At 41.4% G+C, this 23,667-nt stretch carries 17 protein-coding genes; 8 read left to right on the top strand and 9 right to left on the bottom strand.

The annotated features are described in order from the left end of the window. Positions 1-121 precede the first annotated feature (121 nt). From NE535_RS13260 to NE535_RS13235, 6 genes are all read left to right on the top strand, one after another. On the top strand, positions 122-847 hold the full coding sequence (locus NE535_RS13260) for a tRNA1(Val) (adenine(37)-N6)-methyltransferase (RefSeq protein WP_261299105.1): 726 nt from the start codon (positions 122-124) through the stop codon (positions 845-847). 55 nt (positions 848-902) lie between these two features. Beyond that, positions 903-2,126 (top strand): ATP-dependent RNA helicase SrmB, encoded by a 1,224-nt coding sequence (gene srmB, locus NE535_RS13255; RefSeq protein WP_261299104.1) that lies wholly within the window; start codon positions 903-905, stop codon positions 2,124-2,126. Positions 2,127-2,536: 410 nt separating this feature from the next. Then, entirely contained in the window at positions 2,537-3,739 is a 1,203-nt protein-coding gene (locus NE535_RS13250) for an efflux RND transporter periplasmic adaptor subunit (protein WP_261299103.1), read from the top strand. After that, positions 3,739-6,870: an efflux RND transporter permease subunit gene (locus NE535_RS13245; protein WP_261299102.1), complete on the top strand. Its 3,132-nt coding sequence runs from the start codon at positions 3,739-3,741 to the stop codon at positions 6,868-6,870. The genes NE535_RS13250 and NE535_RS13245 overlap by 1 nt, the downstream gene beginning before the upstream one ends. Positions 6,871-6,999: 129 nt before the next feature. After that, entirely contained in the window at positions 7,000-7,629 is a 630-nt protein-coding gene (locus NE535_RS13240; protein ID WP_261299101.1) for a TatD family nuclease-associated radical SAM protein, read from the top strand. Positions 7,630-7,758: 129 nt separating this feature from the next. Beyond that, positions 7,759-10,011, top strand: coding sequence for a nucleotidyl cyclase domain-containing protein (locus NE535_RS13235; protein WP_261299100.1), 2,253 nt, complete (start codon positions 7,759-7,761; stop codon positions 10,009-10,011). A gap of 7 nt (positions 10,012-10,018) precedes the next feature. Here NE535_RS13235 and NE535_RS13230 read toward each other — a convergent pair whose 3' ends face one another. The 3 genes from NE535_RS13230 to NE535_RS13220 form a co-directional block, all read right to left on the bottom strand. Next, entirely contained in the window at positions 10,019-11,419 is a 1,401-nt protein-coding gene (locus NE535_RS13230; RefSeq protein ID WP_261299099.1) for a hypothetical protein, read from the bottom strand. A 110-nt stretch (positions 11,420-11,529) separates the two neighbouring features. After that, positions 11,530-11,946, bottom strand: coding sequence for a hypothetical protein (locus NE535_RS13225; RefSeq protein ID WP_261299098.1), 417 nt, complete (start codon positions 11,944-11,946; stop codon positions 11,530-11,532). 103 nt (positions 11,947-12,049) lie between these two features. Then, positions 12,050-12,775 (bottom strand): hypothetical protein, encoded by a 726-nt coding sequence (locus NE535_RS13220; protein WP_261299097.1) that lies wholly within the window; start codon positions 12,773-12,775, stop codon positions 12,050-12,052. A 298-nt stretch (positions 12,776-13,073) separates the two neighbouring features. Between NE535_RS13220 and NE535_RS13215 the strand changes: the two genes are divergently transcribed. Further along, on the top strand, positions 13,074-13,739 hold the full coding sequence (locus tag NE535_RS13215; RefSeq protein WP_261299096.1) for a response regulator: 666 nt from the start codon (positions 13,074-13,076) through the stop codon (positions 13,737-13,739). 100 nt (positions 13,740-13,839) lie between these two features. On the opposite strand, the gene NE535_RS13210 is transcribed toward NE535_RS13215, so the two are convergent. From NE535_RS13210 to tkt, 6 genes are all read right to left on the bottom strand, one after another. Beyond that, positions 13,840-14,580 (bottom strand): DUF481 domain-containing protein, encoded by a 741-nt coding sequence (locus tag NE535_RS13210; RefSeq protein WP_261299095.1) that lies wholly within the window; start codon positions 14,578-14,580, stop codon positions 13,840-13,842. 112 nt (positions 14,581-14,692) lie between these two features. Further along, positions 14,693-16,042, bottom strand: coding sequence for an MATE family efflux transporter (locus NE535_RS13205; RefSeq protein ID WP_261299094.1), 1,350 nt, complete (start codon positions 16,040-16,042; stop codon positions 14,693-14,695). 276 nt (positions 16,043-16,318) lie between these two features. Then, positions 16,319-17,386, bottom strand: coding sequence for a class II fructose-bisphosphate aldolase (gene fba, locus NE535_RS13200; protein WP_261299093.1), 1,068 nt, complete (start codon positions 17,384-17,386; stop codon positions 16,319-16,321). A gap of 132 nt (positions 17,387-17,518) precedes the next feature. Continuing rightward, positions 17,519-18,697 carry a phosphoglycerate kinase gene (locus NE535_RS13195; RefSeq protein ID WP_261299092.1) on the bottom strand — a complete coding sequence of 393 codons (1,179 nt, stop codon included), beginning with the start codon at positions 18,695-18,697 and terminating at the stop codon, positions 17,519-17,521. A gap of 122 nt (positions 18,698-18,819) precedes the next feature. After that, positions 18,820-19,842 carry an erythrose-4-phosphate dehydrogenase gene (gene epd / locus NE535_RS13190; protein WP_261299091.1) on the bottom strand — a complete coding sequence of 341 codons (1,023 nt, stop codon included), beginning with the start codon at positions 19,840-19,842 and terminating at the stop codon, positions 18,820-18,822. A gap of 139 nt (positions 19,843-19,981) precedes the next feature. After that, the gene (gene tkt, locus NE535_RS13185) at positions 19,982-21,976 is read right to left on the bottom strand and encodes a transketolase (RefSeq protein ID WP_261299090.1); all 1,995 of its coding nucleotides are present in this window, start codon (positions 21,974-21,976) and stop codon (positions 19,982-19,984) included. Between the two features lie 483 nt (positions 21,977-22,459). Between tkt and metK the strand changes: the two genes are divergently transcribed. Beyond that, the gene (gene metK, locus NE535_RS13180; protein ID WP_261299089.1) at positions 22,460-23,611 is read left to right on the top strand and encodes a methionine adenosyltransferase; all 1,152 of its coding nucleotides are present in this window, start codon (positions 22,460-22,462) and stop codon (positions 23,609-23,611) included. Positions 23,612-23,667 lie beyond the last annotated feature (56 nt).

Raw genomic sequence — 23,667 nt, 5'->3', positions numbered from 1 at the left:
AATTAGAAACTAACCGTACAGTGCTCCCTATATTATTTAAAGCCGCCAGAAAAGACGTAGCAAATTAACAAAGCCAAATATTTTGCTACAATGCACCTTCTGCCCCTTATCCGTATACCGCATGCCATTTACATTTAAACAATTTCATATTGATGACAGCCGTTGTGGTATGTCCGTCAGCACCGATGGTGTGTTATTAGGTGCTTGGGCACCATTGGCCGAAGCTAAAAACATTCTGGATATTGGCGCGGGCAGTGGATTATTGAGTTTAATGGCGGCTCAACGTAGCCATTTTGATGCAAAGGTAACCGCCATTGAACTGGATTCCGCCGCGAGTGATGACTGCCAAGCAAATATTGATAGCAGCCCATGGCCAACAAAAGTCACTCTGTTACACACTAGCATTCAAAATTACTGCTTATCATTTTTACAGCATCCACAAGCACATTTTGACCATATTATTTGTAACCCTCCCTATTTTACTAATGGGCCACAAACGCAAAATGTTGCCAGAGCGACAGCAAGGCATACTGATCAACTCAGCTTTATTGAATTACTCAACGCAATTGCGCAGCTTTTACATTCACACGGCACAGCAAGCCTGATTATTCCAACTCAAAGCTGGTCTCAATTCCAACAGGCTTTGGCACAAGCACCATTACACATTTGTGAATATGTTGACGTCAGTAGTGTTGAGGGAAAACCTGCAAACCGCTTATTATTAGCAGTGAAACATGGCAAAGCTCTGCTGCCTATTGTTAATAGGCAGATGCATATTCGTAATAAACAGGGGCATTACTCCGCCCAAATGATAGATTTCTGTCGAGATTTCTACTTAAAACTTTAGCCTATGTGATTCGTCAGTTATAATGTTCGGCTACTTTTAAGCGAGACCCACGCGCATGTTATTTGAAGATTTCGATTTAGACCCAAGGTTATTAGATTCGTTGAAAGCCATGGGCCATAAAAGCCCAACCACAGTCCAGCAAGAAGCTATTCCTATGGCGATGGAGCAACGGGATATTCTTGCGCGTGCACCAACAGGAACGGGCAAAACAGCCAGTTTCTTATTACCAGCATTACAACACCTTATTGATTTTCCGCGTCGATTTGAAGGTCAAGCGCGTATATTAGTGTTAACGCCAACACGTGAGCTTGCTAGTCAAATTCACCGTTATGCTTGCCATTTAGCAACGGATTTGGATCTCGACATCGCCATTATTACCGGTGGTGTACCTTACGGCCCTCAAGAAGAAGCACTTGAAGGAAATGTAGACATTTTAATCGCCACTCCAGGTCGATTAATGGAATACCTAGATAAAAGAAAATTCGATGCTACTGAAGTTGATATTCTGATTATTGATGAAGCTGACCGCATGCTTGATATGGGTTTCTCTTCAGTCGTTCAAGCGATTGCAATTGAAGCACAGGGCCGTAAACAAAACATGCTATTTTCTGCCACATTAGAAGGTAGTGGTGTTGAGCGCTTTGCACGGGATCTGTTAAAAGACCCAATCACTATCGATGTTGAAGCACCGCGCAGCGAAAAAGCCAAGATACATCAATGGGCACATTTAGCTGATGACAAAGAGCATAAATTTGCCCTGCTATGTAATATTTTACGACAAGAGCAAGTCAAACGAACTATCGTGTTCGTCAAAACTCGTGAGGTTGTTGCTAGCCTTGAAGGGTTATTATTAAAAGCCAATATTCCTTGTGCTTTTATGCGTGGAGACATGGAACAGAAAAAACGTTTCCAAGCATTAGGTCGTTTTACTAAAGGCGAGGTCAATGTGTTGCTGGCTACCGATGTGGCCGCGAGAGGTATCGACGTAGATGATATTACCCATGTGATTAACTATGACATGCCACGTTCAGCTGACACCTATGTTCACCGCATTGGTCGAACCGGTCGTGCAGGTGCGAAAGGCACAGCAATCTCTTTAGTTGAAGCTCATGATATTCGTATTGTAGGTAAAATTGAGCGCTATATTGAGCAACCACTAAAGCGCCGGGTAATTGAAGAGCTGCGCCCTAAGCACAAAGAAGCCAAAGTGCCTGGCAAGAAAAAAGCCAACGCAAAAGACGCAAAAAAGCCGTCTAAAAAGTTTAAGAAAAAGAAATAAACCCTGCTTTTATATGATGTTAGCGGTATTCTAATCTAGCGAACCTAACTCTAGCGAACCTAACTCTAGCGAACCTAATCTTGGTTCGCTTTTTTATGCCTGCATCCTGCCATTATCAATGCGGTTCACCCCACTATTAAAATCCACTTACAGTAATAACTAACCCTGCTTTATAACCTTATCCCACTACAGTTCAGCGTTGTTATGATTGAGGTTGTCACAAAAAACCAACCATGTAACAAGCGTGATACACTTTATTTACTTAAAGCTGTTTAGGTAAACCAGAAATTCTGATAGTTTAGGCATAATACTGATAAGCATAAAAAAACAGTTAATTGATTGATGATAAAAACATCAATTACGACTTGCTAATATCATCAGTCACAATTCAGCATGGATACGCAAAAAGAATGATAACTATTTTAAGAAGACTCTCCCCCCTCTTTATCCTGATTGTATTTATTGGATTAGCTATGCTGCTTATGGGGACGCAAGAAACACCCGAGCAGAAAGAGGAAGCGGCAATATTGACCATCGTGGAGGTCATGACCGTTGAACAACAAACGGTGTCGTTAAACCTCCCCTCTTACGGCGTCGTCAACCCAAAATATAAAACCCAATTAGTCACTGAGGTTCAAGGGCGATTGCAAAGTATCGCACCAAACTTTGTCGCAGGCGGCATGGTTAAAAAAGGCGAACAACTTGCGCTAATAGAACCTTCAGATTATGAAGCTGACTTAATGCAAGCCGAGGCAAATGTCGCGCAAGCTACGGCAATGCTTAACGAAGAAATAGCCCGTGGCGAAGTGGCTAAAATTGAGTTTAAAGACTTTGATAACGGCGTCGCACCCGAGCTTGGTTTGCGTATTCCACAACTTAAAAAAGAACAAGCCAATGTTAAATCTGCACAAGCTGGGCTAGCAAGAGCACAACGAAATCTTGAGCGCACCGTAATACGTGCCCCATTTGACGGCATTATAAAAGCAAGAAAAGTCGATTTAGGCCAATACGTGACCCTAGGCACCAACCTAGGTGAGCTTTATGACACCAATACAGCAGAAGTACGTTTACCTCTTACCAATAGCGATTTAGCTTATTTAGAGTCAATCGACAACCCAGATACTCAAGTCACGTTAAATGCATCACTTGCTGGTCAGGATATCTCCTGGGAAGGCAACATTATCCGCAGTGAAAATGTCATCGATGAGCAAAACCGTATGGTGTATTTAGTGGCTGAAGTGACCGACCCTTATCTACTTCAATCAAGTACCTTGAATAAACTGCCATTAAAATACGGTAGTTTTGTTACTGCTGTGATTAAAGGCCGCACCGTAAGCGGAATCGTGTCACTGCCACGCCATGTCGTTAGAAACTCTCAAGTTGCCATCGTTAAGCCTGACAATATCATTGAAATGCGCTCGGTGAATATTGTCAAAAGTGATATCGACAAAGTGTATATCAAAGATAGTTTCACCGATGGTGAACGAATTTCAACCACCAATGTGGTTAATTTATCTGATGGCCAGAAAGTAAAAGTTTTAGGTGAAGGTGAGCAACCTAGCCCTGCTGATGATGTGTCAGATGATGAAATCAGCACAGCAGGAGCAAAATAATGCAAGATCAGTCAGGGATCATCGCTTGGTTTGCCCGTAATAACGTTGCCGCAAACTTATTAATGTTAGTGTTGATTGGCGGTGGCTTATTCAGTGCATTACTTATCAACAAAGAAGTTTTCCCAAGTTTTACCCTTAACCTTATCAACGTGAATGTGGCATACCCAGGTGCGGCGCCACAGGAAATTGAGGAAGGAATTAACATCAAGATTGAAGAAGCCATTCAAGATGTGTCAGGGATAAAAAAAATCACCTCAGTCGCCAGTGACGGCGTGGGCTCAGTGACCATTGAAGTCGATGATGGCTATGATGTTCAATCGGTATTGGATGAATCGAAGCTGCGTATTGATGCTATCGCTACTTTTCCAGACAATATTGAAAAACCGAATATTTTTCAGATAAAACCAGAAAATAATGTTATCTGGGTGTCGGTATACGGTGATATTTCTTTGCATGACATGAAAGAAATTGCCAAATCGATTCGAGAAGATATCACCGATCTTCCAGGGGTGACTCGTGCCAAATTAAACGGGGTACGTGACTACGAAATTGGCATTGAAGTGTCAGAAGATAAACTGCGAGAATACGGATTAAGCTTTAGCCAAGTTGCCCAAGCAGTACAGAACTCTTCAATAGATTTACCGGGGGGGTCTATTCGTGCCAGCGACGGTGATATTTTATTACGCACCAAAGGTCAAGCTTATACTGGTGAAGATTTTGCCAAAATTGCCGTATTAACTAATCCCGACGGCAGTCGAATTATGCTGCCACAGGTGGCAGAAATTAAAGATGACTTTGAAGAACGTCTTGGATATACCCGCTTTAATGGCAAACCCGCCGCCATTATTGAAATCACCAGTATTGATGACCAAAATGCACTGGCCATTTCAGAGCAAGTTAAAACCTATATTGCCGACCGCCAAAGCACCTTGCCGGCCAACGTGCAGTTAGATACCTGGGGAGATTTAACCCACTATCTCAAAGGCCGATTAAACATGATGTTATCTAACATGTTTTATGGCGCATTATTAGTCTTTATCATTCTGGCACTTTTCCTTGATCTTAAACTCGCATTTTGGGTGATGATGGGTCTGCCAGTATGCTTTTTAGGAGCCATGTTGCTCATGCCTATGGTAGGCATGTCAATTAACATGCTTACCCTGTTCGCCTTTATTTTGGTCCTTGGGATTGTCGTCGACGATGCCATTGTGATTGGAGAAAGTGCCTATAGCGAAGTCGAAGAGAATGGTCATTCTTTAAATAACGTCATTACCGGTGTACACAAAGTGGCGATGCCTGCCACCTTTGGTGTATTAACCACTATTGCAGCATTCGTGCCTATGATCATGGTTTCTGGCCCGATGGGGATCATTTGGAAGTCGATCGGCATGATTGTTATTTTATGCCTGGCGTTTTCATTGATTGAATCTAAATTCATTTTACCCGCTCATTTAGCGCACATGAAAGTACGTAAAAAAACCAAGCCAACAAATGTATTTTCGCGTTTCAAACTGGCGTTAAACGACAAGTTACAATTCTTTATTCACCACAAGTATCGTCACTTTTTAGAGGCTTGTATTAAGCAACGCTACAACGTTGTGGCGCTGTTTATTGGGGTATTGATTCTCTCTATCGCCTTAGTGGCAAGTGGTAAAGTGCGCTGGGTGTTTTTTCCTGATATTCCATCAGACTTTATCCAAGTTCAATTAGAGATGGATGAAGGCAGCTCAGAGCTCAACACCTTAACCACAGTGCAACAGGTTGAAGATGCCTTGTACAAAATGAATGTGGTAATGGAAGAGCAATATGGCTCTGCAGTGGTTAAACATAGCTTTGTGTCACTCAACTCTCGTACCTCAGCATTTATCTTCACTGAATTAACCAAAGGTGAAGATCGTGAAGTTGACGGCGTCACTATCGCTGAAGAGTGGCGTAAACAGTTACCTGAACTATTATCGGTCAAAAAACTCAATATTAATGCCAGCACCAATGATACCGGTGGTGATTTATCGTTTCGATTAACATCCAGCGATTTAGACCAATTAGCTGAAGCGTCGAAAGAAATCAAAGCTAAACTGGCCACCTACGAAGGTGTATATGACATTTCAGACAACTTTTCATCAGGTAGTCACGAAATAAGACTGAACATTTTACCTGAAGCTGAAGCTCAGGGGCTTACGCTATCAGATCTCGCTCGACAGGTGCGTTACGGATTTTACGGTTATGAAGCCCAACGTATTTTACGTAATAAAGAAGAAGTGAAGGTCATGGTGCGCTATCCATTAGAGCAGCGACGCACTATTGGTCACCTTGAAAATATGATGATACGCACCAAGAATGGGCAAACGGTTCCCTTCTCCAGTGTCGCGTCAGTTGAATTAGGTGACTCATATGCGTCAATTACTCGGGTTGATGGACGCCGCGCGATTACTATTCGTGCCAATGCGAATAAAAACAAAGTTGAACCGAGCAAAGTGGTTGATGAAGTGCAGTCAGAGTTTATTCCGTATCTAACAGCTAAATACCCGCACGTATCGGCATCACTTGATGGCAGTAGTTTGGATGAGCAAAATGCCATGATAGGCTTAATACAGGGCTTTTTCTTTGCCATGTTTACCATTTATGCATTAATGGCTATCCCGCTAAAATCGTACAGCCAACCATTAATCATCATGTCGGTGATCCCATTTGGTATGATTGGCGCCTTAGTGGGCCACTTTATGCTGGGATTGTCGATGAGCGTATTGAGCTTATGTGGCATCGTAGCGCTTGCCGGGGTGGTAGTGAATGACTCGTTAATCTTAGTTGATTTTGTCAACAAGGCTCGTGAGGAAGGAAAACCAATATTGCAATCGGCAATCGATGCTGGATGTTATCGATTTAGAGCGATTATTTTGACATCCTTAACGACCTTTGTAGGCTTAGCCCCGATCATTATGGAAAAAAGCTTACAGGCGAAGATTGTGATCCCAATGGCCACCTCATTAGCGTTTGGTATCTTATTTTCAACAGTAGTCACGCTGATTTTAGTGCCCGTGCTTTATATCATTTTAGATGACATAAAACGGATCATTAAACGTTTCTATTTGTGGTGGTGGCAACCTAAAAATACCGAAGCAGATTACCACTAACGTTAACTTCAACTTTAAAAACAGCGCTTAATTTAGCGCTGTTTTTGTTTTCAAGTTTTGAGATCTGACCAACATTCAATATACATCAAATACAGTATGATTAATCGTCACCCATTATTCTTGTATCTTATGAAATCGACTCAATCTACAGACTCAATTATTGATAACACCTTAGTGTATGATATTCGTCAAAGCCGCTATATTAACCTGACAAGCCGTTGCACATTACGCTGTCAGTTTTGCCCTAAACATAATGGCAGCAAACAGGTGGCAGAATATGATTTAACCTTGAGTAAAACCATTCATGCTGATGATATTTTACCGTTATTAGGTGATGTAGAGGCATTTGAAGAATACGTATTTTGTGGTTATGGTGAGCCGACACTCAACTTAGATACTTTGCTAACGGTCGCAACTGAGCTTAAGCAACGTGGCGCTAAAGTCAGACTTAACACCGATGGATTAGGCAATTTATTTCATCGACGTAATATTCTACCTGAGCTAGCAAAGTGTATTGATGCCATGTCAATTTCACTTAATGCCGATACAGAAGCGGCCTATATAAAACATTGCCAGCCTAAATTGCCAAACGCTTATGCTGCGGTACGTGACTTTATCAACCTTGCGCCCCAACACATCAAATCAGTCTCTGTGAGTGCAATTAATGGCTTAACTGAAGTCGACATAGAACACTGCCGCCAAATTGCGATGAATGCCGGATGTCACTTTACTGAGCGACAACTTGATGTGGTCGGGTAAACCCAGTTTAATTTGAATAACATCATAAACAAAAGGGGAGTATTATTTAGTTAAACAATTCATGCTAATATTAGCGTCCGCTTCACATAAGTGTAATTTGGCGAAATTTTTACAAACAAAGTTGGCGCAATGTTTAAACGAAAAAACACCATTTCAAGTGCAATACCGCTCATTGCTTCAGTCCAAGATATACATTGGTCTCGCACTCATATTTTATCGCTCGCAAGCCAAATCATATTACTGATTATTGGTCTGTTTATTGCGACTAATATGATTATTAATATGGGAGAGCGTAGACTACAAGAAGACTGGGCAGGTCAGCGTTATAGCGAGCTGCAAACGGTTGCGTCTTTAGCATCTGACAAAATGAGTTTTTTACAGTTTAGAACTCAAACCTTTGCCAACGGTGAATTACTGCGCCAATATTTATCAAGCCCAAGCGAAGAACAGAAACAAAAGCTGTTTCAAAGTTGGGACTCACTCACTAAGCATATTCCTGAACTACTCGGTTTAGCGCTTTACGATCCGCAAGGCAAACTTAAATTTGCTACCTCAAGTAATTTTGAAGGACTGACACTTCCTCCTAAATTATTAAAAGGGAGGAGTGCGATGGGCGGAGGTGAAATTTTCTCTTCTGATATGGCTTTTATTCCTATAGATGGCAAGTTGGAACCTTATATTTTTCAATTGGCCTGGTTAGAGAATCCTGATCAATCGATTAATGGCTATTTGGTCACCTACAACTCTGTTACGCGTTTATTGGACACGATTAAACCAGCGTTTTTTAATCCTAATTCACCGCTTTTACTCTTGGACCATCAAAGCTTTTTGTATGCAGGTGCGAACCAGTCAAATCCGCTCACCAACATGCCTGATACTTTAGGGGCAAGCTTAAAGCAGACTCATCCAGAGCTATGGCAATCAATGGCGATGAATAATTTTGGCCAATATCACAGTAAAAACTCCACTTTTGTATATTTAAAAGTTGAGCTAACAGGTCAAAATGAAACCAAGCGGGAGTATTTCTTCTTGTCGTATATTCGCCATCAAGATATCGCCACGCGTTTTGAACAATGGACCATTGTATTAGTGATCGCCAGCATTTTTATTGCCTTACTCGGGGTGGGATTAATCGTGTTCCGCTATCGCTACTTAATGGAGCGCAAAGCACGGCACAATAGTATTCGTTTATCCAATGGCTTATTCAATACCGAGCTGAGCTACGCGATTACGAACGACAGCGGAAGGATTTTAGGCATTAATGAAAGTGCAGCTAACTCTTTACATTACCAATTAAAAACCTTAACGGACCGCAGTTTACAGCGGGTATTAAATCTTACCGATGATAAATTTAATGAAATTACCAATATTCTCTATGAAAAACAGTGTTGGTCTGGCTGCATAGGCTTAGATGACGACAACCACCAAATTAATATTCATATTCATCGAGAGTCTTTATCGCCGTCTGAACATTACTGGATTGTGGTGTTTAACGACATCAGTGAATTAGTAGCGAGTCGTCAACTGGCATTTTTAAATCAATTGCTCAGTGATGGTGCTATCGCAGCAGCCTTGACAGATGCACAAGGTAAAATGATTAGCTGTAACCATTGTTTTGATGGATTAATGAAATTACATGGCGATCATCAACTTGATATAGTCGCACTACTGGGTCATGAAATTAGCAATGTCTGGGGAAATATCCTAACCCAAGTGACTCTTCAAGGTGAGTGGCAAGGTCAGGTGTCACCTTTTGAAGAAAGCCGATTCAATAAAAACTTAAAAGTCACCATTAACGGCCACCTTTCCTTAGAAGGCGATATTGAATACTTGATTTTTACGGTTGAAACCAACGCCCCAGCGCCTATGCATAGTCCGGCAATCATGTCATCAAAGAGCAATATGGTGATGAGAATGGTTGATTTAGAAAACCATTTTAATAATACCAGTGAAAATATTAAGTTCAGCTCAAGTTTGATGGTGATGGATATCAACCCAGAAGGTATTTTCAATAATATGGGTGATATTAGCCAGTTAGAAAAACGACAACAGGATATTGAAACTCAGTTGTTAATTGATTTGCCACCCAGTTATCAATTAGCCCATTTGCAGCTAGGTAAACTAGTGCTATTTTTACCCAAAACAGATGCCACTCATACACACTTATTTGCTATAAAAACCCTCCAAAATCTAGCCAGTCATCAGTTAGATGAAGGCATCAACATTGGGATTGCGGGTTATTTAGAAAAACAAAGTTTAGAGCAGTATCTAGCTAACGCGGATGTCGCCCTTAAACGTGCTAAGCAATCTGGCGATCAAAATATTTGTCAGGCATTTACCCGAACATCAACCTTCGATTTTGGCAATACAAGTATGTACTAAACGGCTATTAGTCCTGCTCAATCGTGAATGGATTTATGTTGTCGGGTAACTTGCTTTCGGTGATTTCGATAATGCTTGAGCGATTCATAGTCACTTTAAATCGAGCATATTCTGCAGGTGCTTTACCGTCTTTCAGTACCGCGACTAAATTGAGTTGATAGCGACGTTCAACCGACTCATTACTAATTTTCCCATCCGATTCGTGGTAAATCTTTGCTTTGCCACGCTCAAGGTGGCGAGCAAACGGCACAAGGTTAAAGTTAACTTGCTCCTGAATTTGCGAGTACCCCGCCTCAAAGGGTTTATTGGTTACTTTGGTGGCAATACGATAATGCAATACCGTTGTATCCACCTTGTTTTGGCTGTGACGATGTTTCATAATTTCTGCCACATTTTTAGGGATGTCCTGAGGGCGAAGAAACTCAAGCCAAACTAATTGCTTAGCCACTACGGCCTGAGTTGTTGTGTCACGTAAGATCCTGCTCCAACGTGGACGACCGCGCTGAACGATACGCCACATGACATTTCTAATGTCTTCTTTAAAGATTTCACGAAACCCATAAATGACTGCGAGTGTTAGCAATAACGTCAGGGTTAAACCATTAAAAAAGCCCTGAGCTTTGAATATCAAAGCGGATACCACCAACATAACTAAGCCAGTTGCCAAACCAGTAACAAACTTTTTTAAGCCTACACCGAGCGGCTTTAACTCTTCCTTTAACACCACCCCTTGTTGAATTAATCTTCGTAGCAACAGCATTTTATTTGAAATACGATTGGCATCTTGTCTAGTGCTTGTTGAATTGTAGCGTTTTTCCACTTCACGGTAATCATTTTCGCTACGGCATAGCGCAATGACTTTTTCAGAAATATCACTGTGTTCAGCGCTACGCGGTCCATGCGCCAAGGTTTTTAGCAGTTGTTGTTCGCAAAACCAGGACAGATAATTATCCGCATGTTCAAAGTAAGATTTCCACTTTTCTTCACTCGGTTCATTACGGCGGAATTTCTTCAATAACTGTGCGACTTGTTCACTTAAATCATTCAGTGCAGGGTAAAAATCCTGAGACTCTGATTTTTGACGTAACTCTTTAGCATCGGTCTCAATTGCTACTGCAAATTGGTAGGCAAATAAATTAAGGTATAAACGAAACTCTTCTAAAGTGCGTTTATTTAAGCTGGCAAAACGTGATTGCACTAGAGGTAAGTGCAGCCCTTTAGAGTAATATGAACGACGCCCCACAATTCCACTATGGTAATAGGCTTCTTCATCTAACGTCTTACTGTCAATCCACATCTCACTGGGCAAGAAAAAATATAAATCAAAAGAACGTTGATCACCCGTTTCCATTTGGTGACTAAATTTTACTGAAAGCGCTTCTTCCTGTTTAACTTTTACCTTTGCCACAAAGCTACTCTATTGCCAATTACGATAGCCTAATCTTACTATAGTTCTAATAATTCTTTTATAGGATTCAATGAATTTACGTTAACCCGCAACTATCTTCAGCCTGAGTATCAATACAATAAGTTGCAGGCCCACAATTGGTTGCTCGGAGAGAATTTGATCACCAAGAAGTGACGCGCTAAATCGGCATCTAATATTTGAATACTTTGAGGGAATAATTGGCCAATTTTCAAACTGTCTAGATTAAGTTCATGCAAAAGATATTCATTCAAGTGGCTAACGTCTGAAAATTTATAATCTGTCATATTCAAGGTGTAATCATAGGTAAGTGAACCAGTATGTAACGCCAATAATTCTCCTTCAAATACAGCATACTCACGAACATTGTCCTCAAATGCTGAATAATATGTCAAAGACAACCTGCCACCTTCTTCAACAAGATGCAGTAACATATCACCATGCTGTATTTCTGCTGTAGGTTGCTTTGATAAGTTAAATGCACTGGCCTGACATTGAACATCATACATGTGTATTTCCGTAAACCAGGTTAACTTTATCATTAGTAAAGTAAATAAAACTCCCACAATACAGAGTCCGCCTTTAAGACTAAATTGCTTAAATCGGCTGTGTTTAATCACAGATATGCACCTCTTTGAGCCATTCTGCGCTTAGCCACTTTTGATCTAAATATGCGCGGGACAATTTCACATTATGATAAAGCCAAGAAGCATCAGTTTGCTGTTTCATCACGAGACTAAAACTGAGTTTGTCACTGGATAAAGCTAAAGTAATAGATTGCCAAATTATCGCATCACAGCTTTTTATATGTTTGACAATAAAATCAATTTTTTCATTTAGTTTATGCTGCTCATCATCCGCTGCATAAACTAATAACTGGGTTAGTCCCCCCTGTTTTGACAGAATTTGTTCAGAATAATCGGCTTTAATATAACTTGTGGTTGATAAGCCAGAGTAAGCATAAACACAACCCGCTATTACCAATAGCATAACTATTAAATACTTGCTGTAGGACATAGGGCCTAGAGGAGACATCATTAAGCTTGAAGGTTGAGATGTGGCATTTTTATAAAGGATAATCCCCTGTTCGGGAATATACTCTAACAAACTAGCATGCTCTTTACCTAAAAACTGAATGAATGAATCAACAATTTTTATCATGGTAGTACGATTCATACTTGGCAACTCTAGCTGATGAATGGATACAACTTGGCCACGATGCAGAACAAGTTGTTCCAACACCCAATATTCTTGATCATTCAATGGCCACGAGATGTCTTTTGATTGATCAATTAATTGTTTGTTCTGTCGGTCAAACCAACAGCAGCCAATTTGCATATCATGATCTCTAAAAGGGTTAACCAACAAAAGTCAGTTTTTCGGTTATTTAATACAAGTAAAGAGCGCTAGCACACGGTTTAACAATTTCAGAATGACTGCCTTTATCGAATGCGCTCTCCCTTAACGTAAACAACATTGTGCACCTATTTAAAATTAAAAATCGTGAACTTAAGCGCGAAAAATAAATAACTTAAGCAACAAAATGTATCGCTTCTGTCTTATGTTAGCGCGACATTGATAGTTCAATCGTTTTTCTATCTCTTCCCACCTTTTCGCTTAAGGGCACGCAATAACGATGCTTACTCCTAAAGAAGCAAATTGTTTAAAAGCGATATTGGTTGGCTCTATTAACCAACAACGAGCGCTTATTACTAAAAGCAGTAATTTGGATGCAACAGAAGAACTTGAAACCAAGCTTATTACTCGTGTATCTGCCCACAATAAAATAAAAGTAATACTGAATAAATTTCAAAATACTCCGCAGTCAGTGACTATGCCTCGAGTGTTGGTTGTTGATGATGCTGAATCTATGATTGGGATAACCTGCCCCATTTTATCGGAAATGGGGTTTAGAAAAGTCGACAGCGCCAATAGTGCTGAAAAAGCGTTAACGAAACTTATTGAAGCCGCAGATGAGGAATCGCCTTTTCACTTAGTATTAACCGATTGGGAAATGGAAGATGAATCTGGATTAGATTTATTAAAAAACATTCGAATTCATGAAAAGCTGTTAGAAACCGATGTCTTTATTGTCAGCTCTCATGGGGAACAAGCCATTATTCTTAAAGCAATTCAAGCTGGAGTTACAGGCTATATGTTAAAACCTATCAATTACAACGTACTGGCTAAAAAGCTATCGGGATACTTGCCTGAACAAGATGATGCTGCTGACAAGAATAATGACATCACCCCCAAAATTAGTGCATCGGGACAAGCAGTCGTGCCAAGCAAGAGCAAATAACACTTACTCTGCAGTAATTAAGGTGACTATGAAAGTGGCTTGCTGTTGTTAAAACAATAAAACCAGCTTTCGCTGGCTTTATCAATTGACTCAAACCACACTAGAATGAATATAGCAGTGTCATGTTGGTTTCAGTATCAGTGCTTTCTTTGCCTTCTAATGGCTCACTGTTATAACGAACAACCACAGCAAACTTCATTGCCAACGCGCCGACAATACTCGCTGTTAACGAGGTTTCAGAACGCGCATCTAATTTATCACCCCAGTCGGCAACAAAACGCTGTTGAAACTTTGATGAATCACTGATTTTAGTCTCAAAGTTTACCACGCCGTGGGCAACCACGCTGTCGGTAGACTCATAGCCTTCAATCAGGGCGGTTTCAGTGTCTAAACGCTGATAGATATAACCTGGACCGATTTCCGCTTTTAAAGAAGTATCTGCATTATCAATGAATCGATGACCATAACCCGCTGAAGTCGTCGAGGTAAAATCGTAACCCGTAAAAGGATCTAATTCGTAGTTGGTATTAGCAAACAGGTAGCTGCGATCATTAATTTGATAATCACCCTGAACACCAACAAAGAAACGCTTAGCGGTGACTTCATCAGTGTCTTCTTTATAAAGTCCTTCAAATAGGTATTGGTTTTCCCAATTACCTAGCTCATGCTTCATGTCCAAACGCGCTTTATAAGATGAAGTATCCGTATTACCGGTTGTTAAGGTTGCCCCTAATTCAGCATCTGCAGCAAATGTTTTATTACCCTCGACAAAATCAGCACCGGCGAAGGCGGTACATGGCATAACCAATGATATTGCAGCAGTTAATAGCAACTTTCTCATGTTATCTGATCCTTTATTTAACAATTAATCCCCTCAAAATCGCGGTCATGTTAACACTTTAGTGGCCAAAATGAAAAACTCACTACCAAGAAAACGAATATTCTTTAGGGGGTTAAGGATGGTCCAGAACTAAACTTTTAGTTTGCCAACGACCACTGCGCCAACGCCAAAGCATAGCAAGGCCTCTCACCCACTCATCAATAGCTAAAGCAGTCCACACTCCGACGAGTCCGTACTCTAAATGCACCCCTAACCAATATGCTCCCGGAACAGCAATACACCACATGGAAAATACGCCAACAAAAAATGGGAATTTCGCATCACCGCTAGCGCGTAAAGCATTTATTACCACAAGGTTAAAGGTTCTACCGGGCTCCATAAATAAAGTTAAAATGAACAAAGGCGCAACCAGTTGTAGTACGTCTCTCTCGTCAGTAAACCATGATACTAAGTATTCTCCATATATCGCTGCTAACGCCGCAACGGAAGTGGTGACTATCAAGCCAATTTTTAAGGCTCGATATAATTGCGCCTCAGCAGCCTTAATCGCTTTGGCTCCAACTAAATGACCAATGATAATTTCGTTGCCGATCCCGATAGACAAACCAAATAACAAAATGAACATGCAGATTTGAAAATACAAAGATTGCGCGGCTAACGCTTTATCGCCCATCAAACCGACAAAAGAAGTCACCACCAAAAATTGCAACATCCAAGACAAGTTTTCGCCGGCTGCAGGCAGACCAATATGGAACACTTTTTTAAGCATTTTCCATTGAGGCTTAACAATTGAAGGAATATGTAGGCGTATGCTGGTATAGCGAACAAACAAGAATAACATAATGCACATGCCAATAACTCGGCCAGTAACAGTGCTAATAGCCACCCCTGCAACGCCCATTTGAGGTAAACCAAACCAGCCATATAAAAGCAATAAATTTCCACTGAAAGTAATGATATTCATCGCCAATGTAACCCACATAGCCTGCTGCGTATGCCCATGGGCGCGCATCGCTCCTGCAATGCACATAGCAACGGCTTCAGGTACCAAGCACAAGCCAACAATTTGCAAATACAACTTACCGTCGACCAATAGATGCTCAGGTAAATTCATTAAGGACAACATGGTACTTGCGCCGGTAATGATCCCTAATGCAGCAACAACACCCACCCCTAAATTAAATCCAATCGATGAGTAAACTACATCTCTGGCAGCTTGTTTATTCTTAGCCCCTAAGTATTGTGTAATAACCACGCTGGCACCTATGCTGACAAAACTGAATAGGGTAATAGCCAACTCAAATACCATATTACCAACAGATAATGCCGCTACGCCTTGGTAAGACACGTGGCTGATCATAAATGTGTTTAACGCAGCGGTCAGAAAATGCAACGCAAAATCAATGAACAATGGCCATGTAAGGGCAAAAAGTTTGAGGGGTTTATCTGTCGTTGTTTGCATAACAAAGTCACTTTAACGATATAAAAAAGAAATTTAACTACATTGTGCCAAAGCCACTAGCACGATATCACGCCATAACGGTTGAGCGATTAGCCTATTTGGGACGATATTTTGAAGGCGGCGATGATGCGCCATTTTGTATAAAAATACAACAGACTTGGTAGTGAACTTTCATGTAAATTAACCCAACAAAAAGCCCGTTTAACTCACGTTAAACGGGCTTTAACATCAACTAATACTGAGTATATAAACACTTAACCAATCATTAGCTGAAGATTAGTTATTGATTTTTGGGTCTAACTCGCCTGATTGATAGGCTTTATACATAGCTTGTAAAGACTTAGGCTTAATTTTTGAAGCCATACCCGCACAACCAAATGCTTCATAGCGTGTAGTACAGATGTCAGCCATTGCTTCCATAGACGCTTTTAAGAATTTACGAGGGTCAAATTCTGCTGGGTTTTCTGCTAAGAATTTACGCACTGCACCTGTTGATGCTAAGCGTAAATCAGTATCAATGTTCACTTTACGCACGCCATGCTTAATACCCTCAACAATTTCCTCTAAAGGAACACCGTAAGTTTCAGGGATAGCACCACCGTACTGGTTGATAATCTGCAGCCATTCTTGTGGGACCGAAGATGAACCATGCATAACCAAGTGAGTGTTCGGAATGCGCGCATGGATTTCTTTAATGCGGTCAATACGTAATACATCGCCAGTAGGTTTACGGCTGAACTTGTAAGCGCCATGGCTAGTGCCGATTGCAATCGCAAGAGCATCAACATGGGTATCGGCCACAAACCGTGCCGCTTCTTCAGGTGTGGTTAACAGTTGATCATGGCTTAAAATACCTTCTGCACCAACACCATCTTCTTCGCCAGCCATACCTGTTTCTAAGCTACCTAAACAGCCAATTTCACCTTCTACTGACACACCACAAGCATGAGCAAAAGCGACAGTACGACGAGTCACATCAACGTTGTACTCATAAGATGCTGGGGTTTTACCATCTGCCATTAATGAGCCGTCCATCATAACTGATGACATACCCAACTGAATAGAACGCTGACAAATATCGGGATCTGTACCGTGATCTTGGTGAATACACACTGGAATATCTGGATACTGCTCAAGCGCAGCAGCCATCAAATATTTTAAAAACTGAGGGCGAGCATACTTACGCGCACCCGCTGATGCTTGTACGATAACAGGGCTATCTGTCGCTTCAGCAGCTTGCATAATCGCACGCATTTGCTCAAGGTTGTTTACGTTGAAAGCAGGAACACCATAACCATGCTCTGCAGCATGGTCTAGCATTTGTCGTAGAGAGATAAGAGCCATTTTGTTCTCCAATTATAGGGTGATTACTCACCTAGGTCGCTATGTTTTGGATGGATTTTTATATTCCTTAAACTGCAAAATGCAGTTTAAGGAACGGTTTTTTCTAATAATTATTATTTTATCGCTTAACGCTTATTTTGCGCCACGTTGCTCTAGCATTTCAACAGCAGGTAGCTTTTTACCTTCAAGAAACTCAAGGAAAGCGCCACCGCCAGTTGAAATATAGGAAACTTTATCTGCGATATTGTATTTATCCACTGCCGCTAACGTGTCACCGCCGCCTGCAATAGAAAAGGCTTTTGATTCTGCAATCGCCATCGCGATGCGCTCTGTACCTTTACCAAATTGATCAAACTCAAACACGCCAACCGGGCCATTCCACACAATGGTGCCAGCCTGTTCAATAATTTTAGCTAAGGCTTCTGCGCTATCTGGACCAATATCAAAAATCATATCGGTATCAGATACATCACTTACCGCTTTTAGCGTTGCGGTTGCTGTTGGGCTAAACTCACTCGCGACAACGACATCCGTAGGCACAGGAATATCTGCACCACGGCTTTGCGCATTGGCAACCAGACGTTTTGCTTCATCAAGTAAATCGGCTTCGTATAATGATTTACCCACATTGTGACCCGCTGCAGCGATAAAAGTATTAGCAATACCGCCACCGACAACAAGCTGATCAACGATAGTAGATAAACTTTCAAGTACCGTTAACTTAGTGGATACTTTTGAGCCACCAACAATCGCCACTAATGGACGAGCAGGATTATCCATGGCTTTAGCTAATGCATCTAACTCTTGAGCCAATAACGGGCCTGCACATGCGATTGGCGCATATACACCCACACCATGGGTTGAAGCTTGGGCACGATGAGCTGTACCGAAGGCATCCATGACATATACATCACATAAAGCAGCCATTTTCTTTGCTAAGGCTTCGTCGTTTTTCTTTTCCCCAGGATTGAAGCGTACGTTTTCAAAAACAACAACTTCACCTACTTTAGCATCAACACCATCAAGGTATTCATTAGCCAAACGCACTGGGCAATCAAGTGCTTTCACCAGGTAATCCACTACTGGTTGTAATGAAAACTCAGCATTAAACTCGCCTTCAGTTGGGCGACCTAAATGAGACATCACCATTACAGCAGCACCTTTTTCAAGTGCAAGTTTAATTGTTGGTAATGCTGCACGTAAACGAGCATCACTAGTGACTACGCCATCTTTAACGGGTACGTTTAAATCTTCACGAATAAGCACACGCTTATTTTGTAGATCTAAATCCACCATATTGATAATTGCCATAATTAGCCTTTCCTCATAAATGTAAAAATAAAAACAAAATGGGTGTAAACCGCCGATAACTATCCACGGTTAATCAATCGTTGCCGCCTTCACGTTTTAGGCATCAAAATAACTGCAATATGTTATTGCCCTGAATGTTTAGCTTGAATCATCGCCAAGCTGGTGTCGAGCATGCGGTTGGCAAAACCCCACTCGTTGTCACACCATAAGAGTAATTTAACCAAATGACCAGCACTCACACGGGTTTGGGTTCCATCGACAATACTCGAACGCGGATCATGGTTAAAATCACATGATACAAGCGGCTCATCCGTATAGCCTAAAATGCCATTAAAACTGCCGTTAGAGGCCAATGCTAACATGTGATTGACCTGTTCAATATCAACCTTTTTATCCAAGGTAACGGACAAGTCGATGGCGGTCACATTAATGGTGGGCACACGTACTGAAATAGCTTCAAACATATCTTTCATATGTGGCAATATGCGCTCAATTCCTCGGGCAAGCTTGGTATCAACCGGAATAATTGACTGACCCGCTGCGCGAGTACGACGTAAATCATCGTGATAAGCATCAATGACTTGTTGATCGTTCATTGCTGAATGAATAGTAGTAATAGCACCACTTTTAACACCAAAATGCTTATCTAACACCGCTATCACCGGCACGATACAATTAGTGGTACATGACGCGTTCGACACAACTGTATGCTCTGGACGCAATAAATCATGATTAACACCATACACAATGGTGCCATCAACATCTGCAGAAGAAGGATGAGAAATGAGTACTTGCTTAGCACCTGCTTGAATATGTACTTCACATTCTTGACGATCATTTAAGCTACCTGTCGCTTCGTAAACGATATCAATATCCAACTCACCCCATGGCAATAAACTCGGATCGGGTTGATTTAGCAATAAAATCGCATCATCACCAACGATAAGGTAATTGTCTTTCAAACTGACTTGATGTTGGAAGCGACCATGGGTGGTATCGTACTGGGTGAGGTGGCAAATGGCTGCTGGTTTTGCAAGCTCATTGATTGCAACAATTTGAATCTGCTGGCGTTTACCTGATTCATACAGGGCTCTAAGAATAGACCGACCAATACGACCATAACCATTTATTGCAACTCGAATCATTCTATTCCCAGCATAAAAAGATAAGTTAATAAGGCAGAAAAATAAAAACGACCCACACTGAAAGTGTAGGCCGCTTTATTATACACAATTAAGCACTTAACATATAAGTGATAATTTGAGTAAGTGACACAACTGCTTATTATGCTAATGCGTTAACTTTGTTAACCACATTTTCAACAGTAAAGCCAAAGTGCTTCATTAAATCGCCACCAGGTGCTGACTCGCCGAAAGTTGTCATACCAACAACGTCACCACCAAAGCCAACATACTTGTACCAGTAATCAACGTGTGCTGCTTCAATTGCTACACGCTTAGTCACAGCTTTTGGTAATACTGACTCTTTATAAGCAGCATCTTGCTTGTCAAACACGTTAGTTGAAGGCATAGAAACTACGCGAACTTTTTTACCTTCATTTGTCAATGCTGCCGCTGAATCTAGCGCGAGCTGCACTTCGCTACCGGTTGCAATTAAAATCACATCTGCAGTACCTTCACAATCAGAAAGTACATAACCACCTTTAGCCACGTTTGCTAATTGCTCAGCGCTACGTGCTTGTGCTTTTAAGCCCTGACGGCTAAAGATTAGCGAGGTTGGCGACTTACGAGTTTCAATTGCAGACTTCCACGATACTGCGGTTTCAGCAGCATCACATGGACGCCATACCGTCATGTTTGGTGTCATACGTAAGTTAGCTAGCTGCTCAACCGGTTGGTGAGTTGGACCATCTTCACCTTGACCAATTGAATCATGGGTGTAAACGAAAATGTTTTGAATACCCATTAATGCCGACATACGTACCGCATTACGCGCGTATTCCATAAACATCATGAACGTTGCACCATAATTGATGAAACCACCGTGAAGTGATGCACCATTCATAATACCGCTCATACCAAATTCACGTACACCGTAATAGATGTAGTTACCCGCTGGATCGTCTTGAATACCTTTAGAACCAGACCATAGCGTCAGGTTTGAACCCGCTAAGTCAGCGCTGCCGCCTAAAAGTTCTGGTAACATTTCACCGAAGAAACCAATCGAGTTTTGTGAGGCTTTACGGCTAGCAATCCCTTCAGCTTTGTCTTGGCATTGCTGAATAAATGCTTGTGCTTTAGCTTCAAAATCTGCTGGTAAATCACCGTTTAATACACGACGTTCAAATTCAGCTGCCAATTCAGGTTCAGCAACTTTATAGGCTGCAAATTTTTCATTCCATGCATTTTCATTGGTATTGCCAGCGTCTTTAGCATCCCAACCTTTGTACACATCGGCAGGGATTTCAAATGGTGCATGCGGCCAACCGAGAAATTCACGTGCAGCTGCAATTTCAGCATCACCTAATGGTGCACCGTGACAATCGTGGCTACCAGACTTGTTTGGCGAACCAAAACCAATAATGGTTTTACAACAAATCATTGTTGGCTTATCAGTTACCGACTTAGCTTCTTCAATGGCAGCGCGAATTGCGTCGCTATCATGGCCATCAACATTAGCAATAACGTGCCAGCCATATGATTCGAAACGCTTCGGGGTATCATCGGTAAACCAGCCTTCAACATGACCATCGATAGAAATACCGTTGTCATCCCAAAATGCAATAAGCTTACCTAAACCTAAAGTACCTGCTAATGAACAAGCCTCATGTGAAATGCCTTCCATTAAACAACCGTCACCTAAGAAACAATAAGTGAAGTGATCAACGATATCAAAACCAGGGCGGTTAAATTGTGCCGCTAGGGTTTTCTCTGCAATAGCCATACCAACTGCATTACTGATACCTGCGCCCAATGGGCCTGTGGTCGTTTCAACACCTGGTGTATAACCATATTCTGGGTGACCCGGTGTTTTTGAATGTAATTGACGGAAGTTTTTAAGCTCTTCGATAGGCAATTCATAACCAGAAAGATGCAGTAGAGAGTAGATAAGCATTGAGCCATGGCCGTTAGACAAAATAAAACGGTCACGATCAGCCCAATTAGGGTTATTCGGGTTGTGCTTTAAAAAATCATTCCATAACACTTCAGCAATATCTGCCATACCCATAGGTGCGCCTGGGTGTCCTGAATTGGCTTTTTGAACGGCATCCATACTTAACGCACGAATTGCGTTTGCGAGTTCTTTACGAGATGACATGCTCTCTCCTGCTTGTTGATGAGGTCTAGCGGGCAATTGTGAGGGGATATTTTCCCCTACTAGGCGACTGGACGCAAATTAAAATTTACACGGCAACTCCGCTATTAACAGTAATCGCATTTAGAGAGCGATTAATGTTCAAAAAACACGCTAAATTACCATGTATAAGAAAATATATTGAAGCCATTGAATTGATTATGGCAGCTAAAGATGCATTTTTATTATATTGATATTGTTTCGTTATCTATCCATCCCCTTATTTTAAAATGACATAAAATATAATGAAGTCTTTAAATTTCAGATTGTTAATTGCGCAATATATAAAACAGGTAAATTTCACTTAATATTATTTTTTGCTGCATTGCACAATTCTGAGCATTAATTCGTATAGAGGGGTGTTATCAGATTAAATTTCGACTAGAATAGACGTCTAGACGTATAAAACTTTTATTTTTTATCAGCAAACGACGAGATTTTCCCACTATGGCAAAGCACTTGTTCACTTCTGAATCAGTTTCAGAAGGTCATCCAGATAAAATCGCCGATCAGATTTCTGATGCGGTATTAGACGCAATCCTTGAGCAAGACCCGAAAGCTCGTGTTGCGTGCGAAACCTATGTTAAAACAGGCATGGTATTAGTGGGCGGCGAAGTGACCACCTCTGCTTGGGTTGATATTGAAGAAATTACCCGTAAAACGGTTCGTGAGATTGGTTATACGCACTCAGATATGGGCTTTGATGCCGATTCTTGTGCAATCTTAAATGCGATTGGCAAACAGTCTCCAGACATCAACCAAGGTGTTGACCGTAGCGATCCTGCTGAGCAAGGCGCTGGTGATCAGGGATTAATGTTTGGTTATGCAAGCAATGAAACTGATGTATTGATGCCAGCTCCAATCACGTATGCACACAAATTAGTGAAGCGTCAATCAGAAGTGCGTAAAGACGGTACTTTACCTTGGTTACGCCCTGATGCAAAAAGCCAGGTTACCTTTGCTTATAACGAAGGTAAAATCGTTGGTATTGATGCAGTTGTGTTATCAACCCAACACAAAGAAGAAATCAAACAAGCTGACTTAATTGAAGCTGTGATGGAAACCATCATCAAGCCAGTATTACCTTCACAATGGTTAAATAAAGAGACTAAATTCTTTATTAACCCCACAGGTCGTTTTGTTATTGGTGGCCCTGTTGGTGACTGTGGATTAACCGGTCGTAAGATCATTGTTGATACCTACGGCGGCATGGCACGCCATGGCGGCGGTGCCTTCTCTGGTAAAGATCCTTCAAAAGTTGACCGCAGCGCGGCTTATGCTGCTCGTTATGTTGCTAAAAACATCGTTGCTGCTGGCTTAGCCGATCGTTGTGAAATTCAAGTATCTTACGCTATTGGTGTGGCAGAACCGACGTCAATCAGCATTGAGACATTTGGTACCGGCAAAGTATCTGAAGAAGTGTTAATCAAACTAGTGCGTCAACACTTCGAACTGCGTCCTTATGGTTTAACAGCAATGCTAGATTTGGCTCGTCCTATCTATCAGCAAACCGCTGCATATGGACACTTCGGTCGAGAAGGCTTCCCATGGGAAGCGACTGACAAAGCAGAAATATTACGCGCAGACGCCGGACTATAATTCTTGGTATTTGCATCATAAAAAAACCGCTATTATGGCGGTTTTTTTATGAATAA

It is taken from the genome of Shewanella holmiensis (assembly GCF_025370255.1).
GTDB lineage: Bacteria > Pseudomonadota > Gammaproteobacteria > Enterobacterales > Shewanellaceae > Shewanella > Shewanella holmiensis.
The sequence above is the reverse complement of the archived record's forward strand: the minus strand, read 5'-3'. Positions and strand labels throughout refer to the sequence as shown.

Bases quoted from the DNA above. Each gene is read 5' to 3' on its own strand.
- NE535_RS13260 (WP_261299105.1), top strand. From the start codon at position 122: ATGCCATTTACATTTAAACAATTTCATATTGATGACAGCCGTTGTGGT.
- srmB (WP_261299104.1), top strand. From the start codon at position 903: ATGTTATTTGAAGATTTCGATTTAGACCCAAGGTTATTAGATTCGTTG.
- NE535_RS13250 (WP_261299103.1), top strand. From the start codon at position 2,537: ATGATAACTATTTTAAGAAGACTCTCCCCCCTCTTTATCCTGATTGTA.
- NE535_RS13245 (WP_261299102.1), top strand. From the start codon at position 3,739: ATGCAAGATCAGTCAGGGATCATCGCTTGGTTTGCCCGTAATAACGTT.
- NE535_RS13240 (WP_261299101.1), top strand. From the start codon at position 7,000: ATGAAATCGACTCAATCTACAGACTCAATTATTGATAACACCTTAGTG.
- NE535_RS13235 (WP_261299100.1), top strand. From the start codon at position 7,759: ATGTTTAAACGAAAAAACACCATTTCAAGTGCAATACCGCTCATTGCT.
- NE535_RS13225 (WP_261299098.1), bottom strand. From the start codon at position 11,946: ATGTATGATGTTCAATGTCAGGCCAGTGCATTTAACTTATCAAAGCAA.
- NE535_RS13220 (WP_261299097.1), bottom strand. From the start codon at position 12,775: ATGCAAATTGGCTGCTGTTGGTTTGACCGACAGAACAAACAATTAATT.
- NE535_RS13215 (WP_261299096.1), top strand. From the start codon at position 13,074: ATGCTTACTCCTAAAGAAGCAAATTGTTTAAAAGCGATATTGGTTGGC.
- NE535_RS13210 (WP_261299095.1), bottom strand. From the start codon at position 14,580: ATGAGAAAGTTGCTATTAACTGCTGCAATATCATTGGTTATGCCATGT.
- NE535_RS13205 (WP_261299094.1), bottom strand. From the start codon at position 16,042: ATGCAAACAACGACAGATAAACCCCTCAAACTTTTTGCCCTTACATGG.
- fba (WP_261299093.1), bottom strand. From the start codon at position 17,386: ATGGCTCTTATCTCTCTACGACAAATGCTAGACCATGCTGCAGAGCAT.
- NE535_RS13195 (WP_261299092.1), bottom strand. From the start codon at position 18,697: ATGGCAATTATCAATATGGTGGATTTAGATCTACAAAATAAGCGTGTG.
- epd (WP_261299091.1), bottom strand. From the start codon at position 19,842: ATGATTCGAGTTGCAATAAATGGTTATGGTCGTATTGGTCGGTCTATT.
- tkt (WP_261299090.1), bottom strand. From the start codon at position 21,976: ATGTCATCTCGTAAAGAACTCGCAAACGCAATTCGTGCGTTAAGTATG.
- metK (WP_261299089.1), top strand. From the start codon at position 22,460: ATGGCAAAGCACTTGTTCACTTCTGAATCAGTTTCAGAAGGTCATCCA.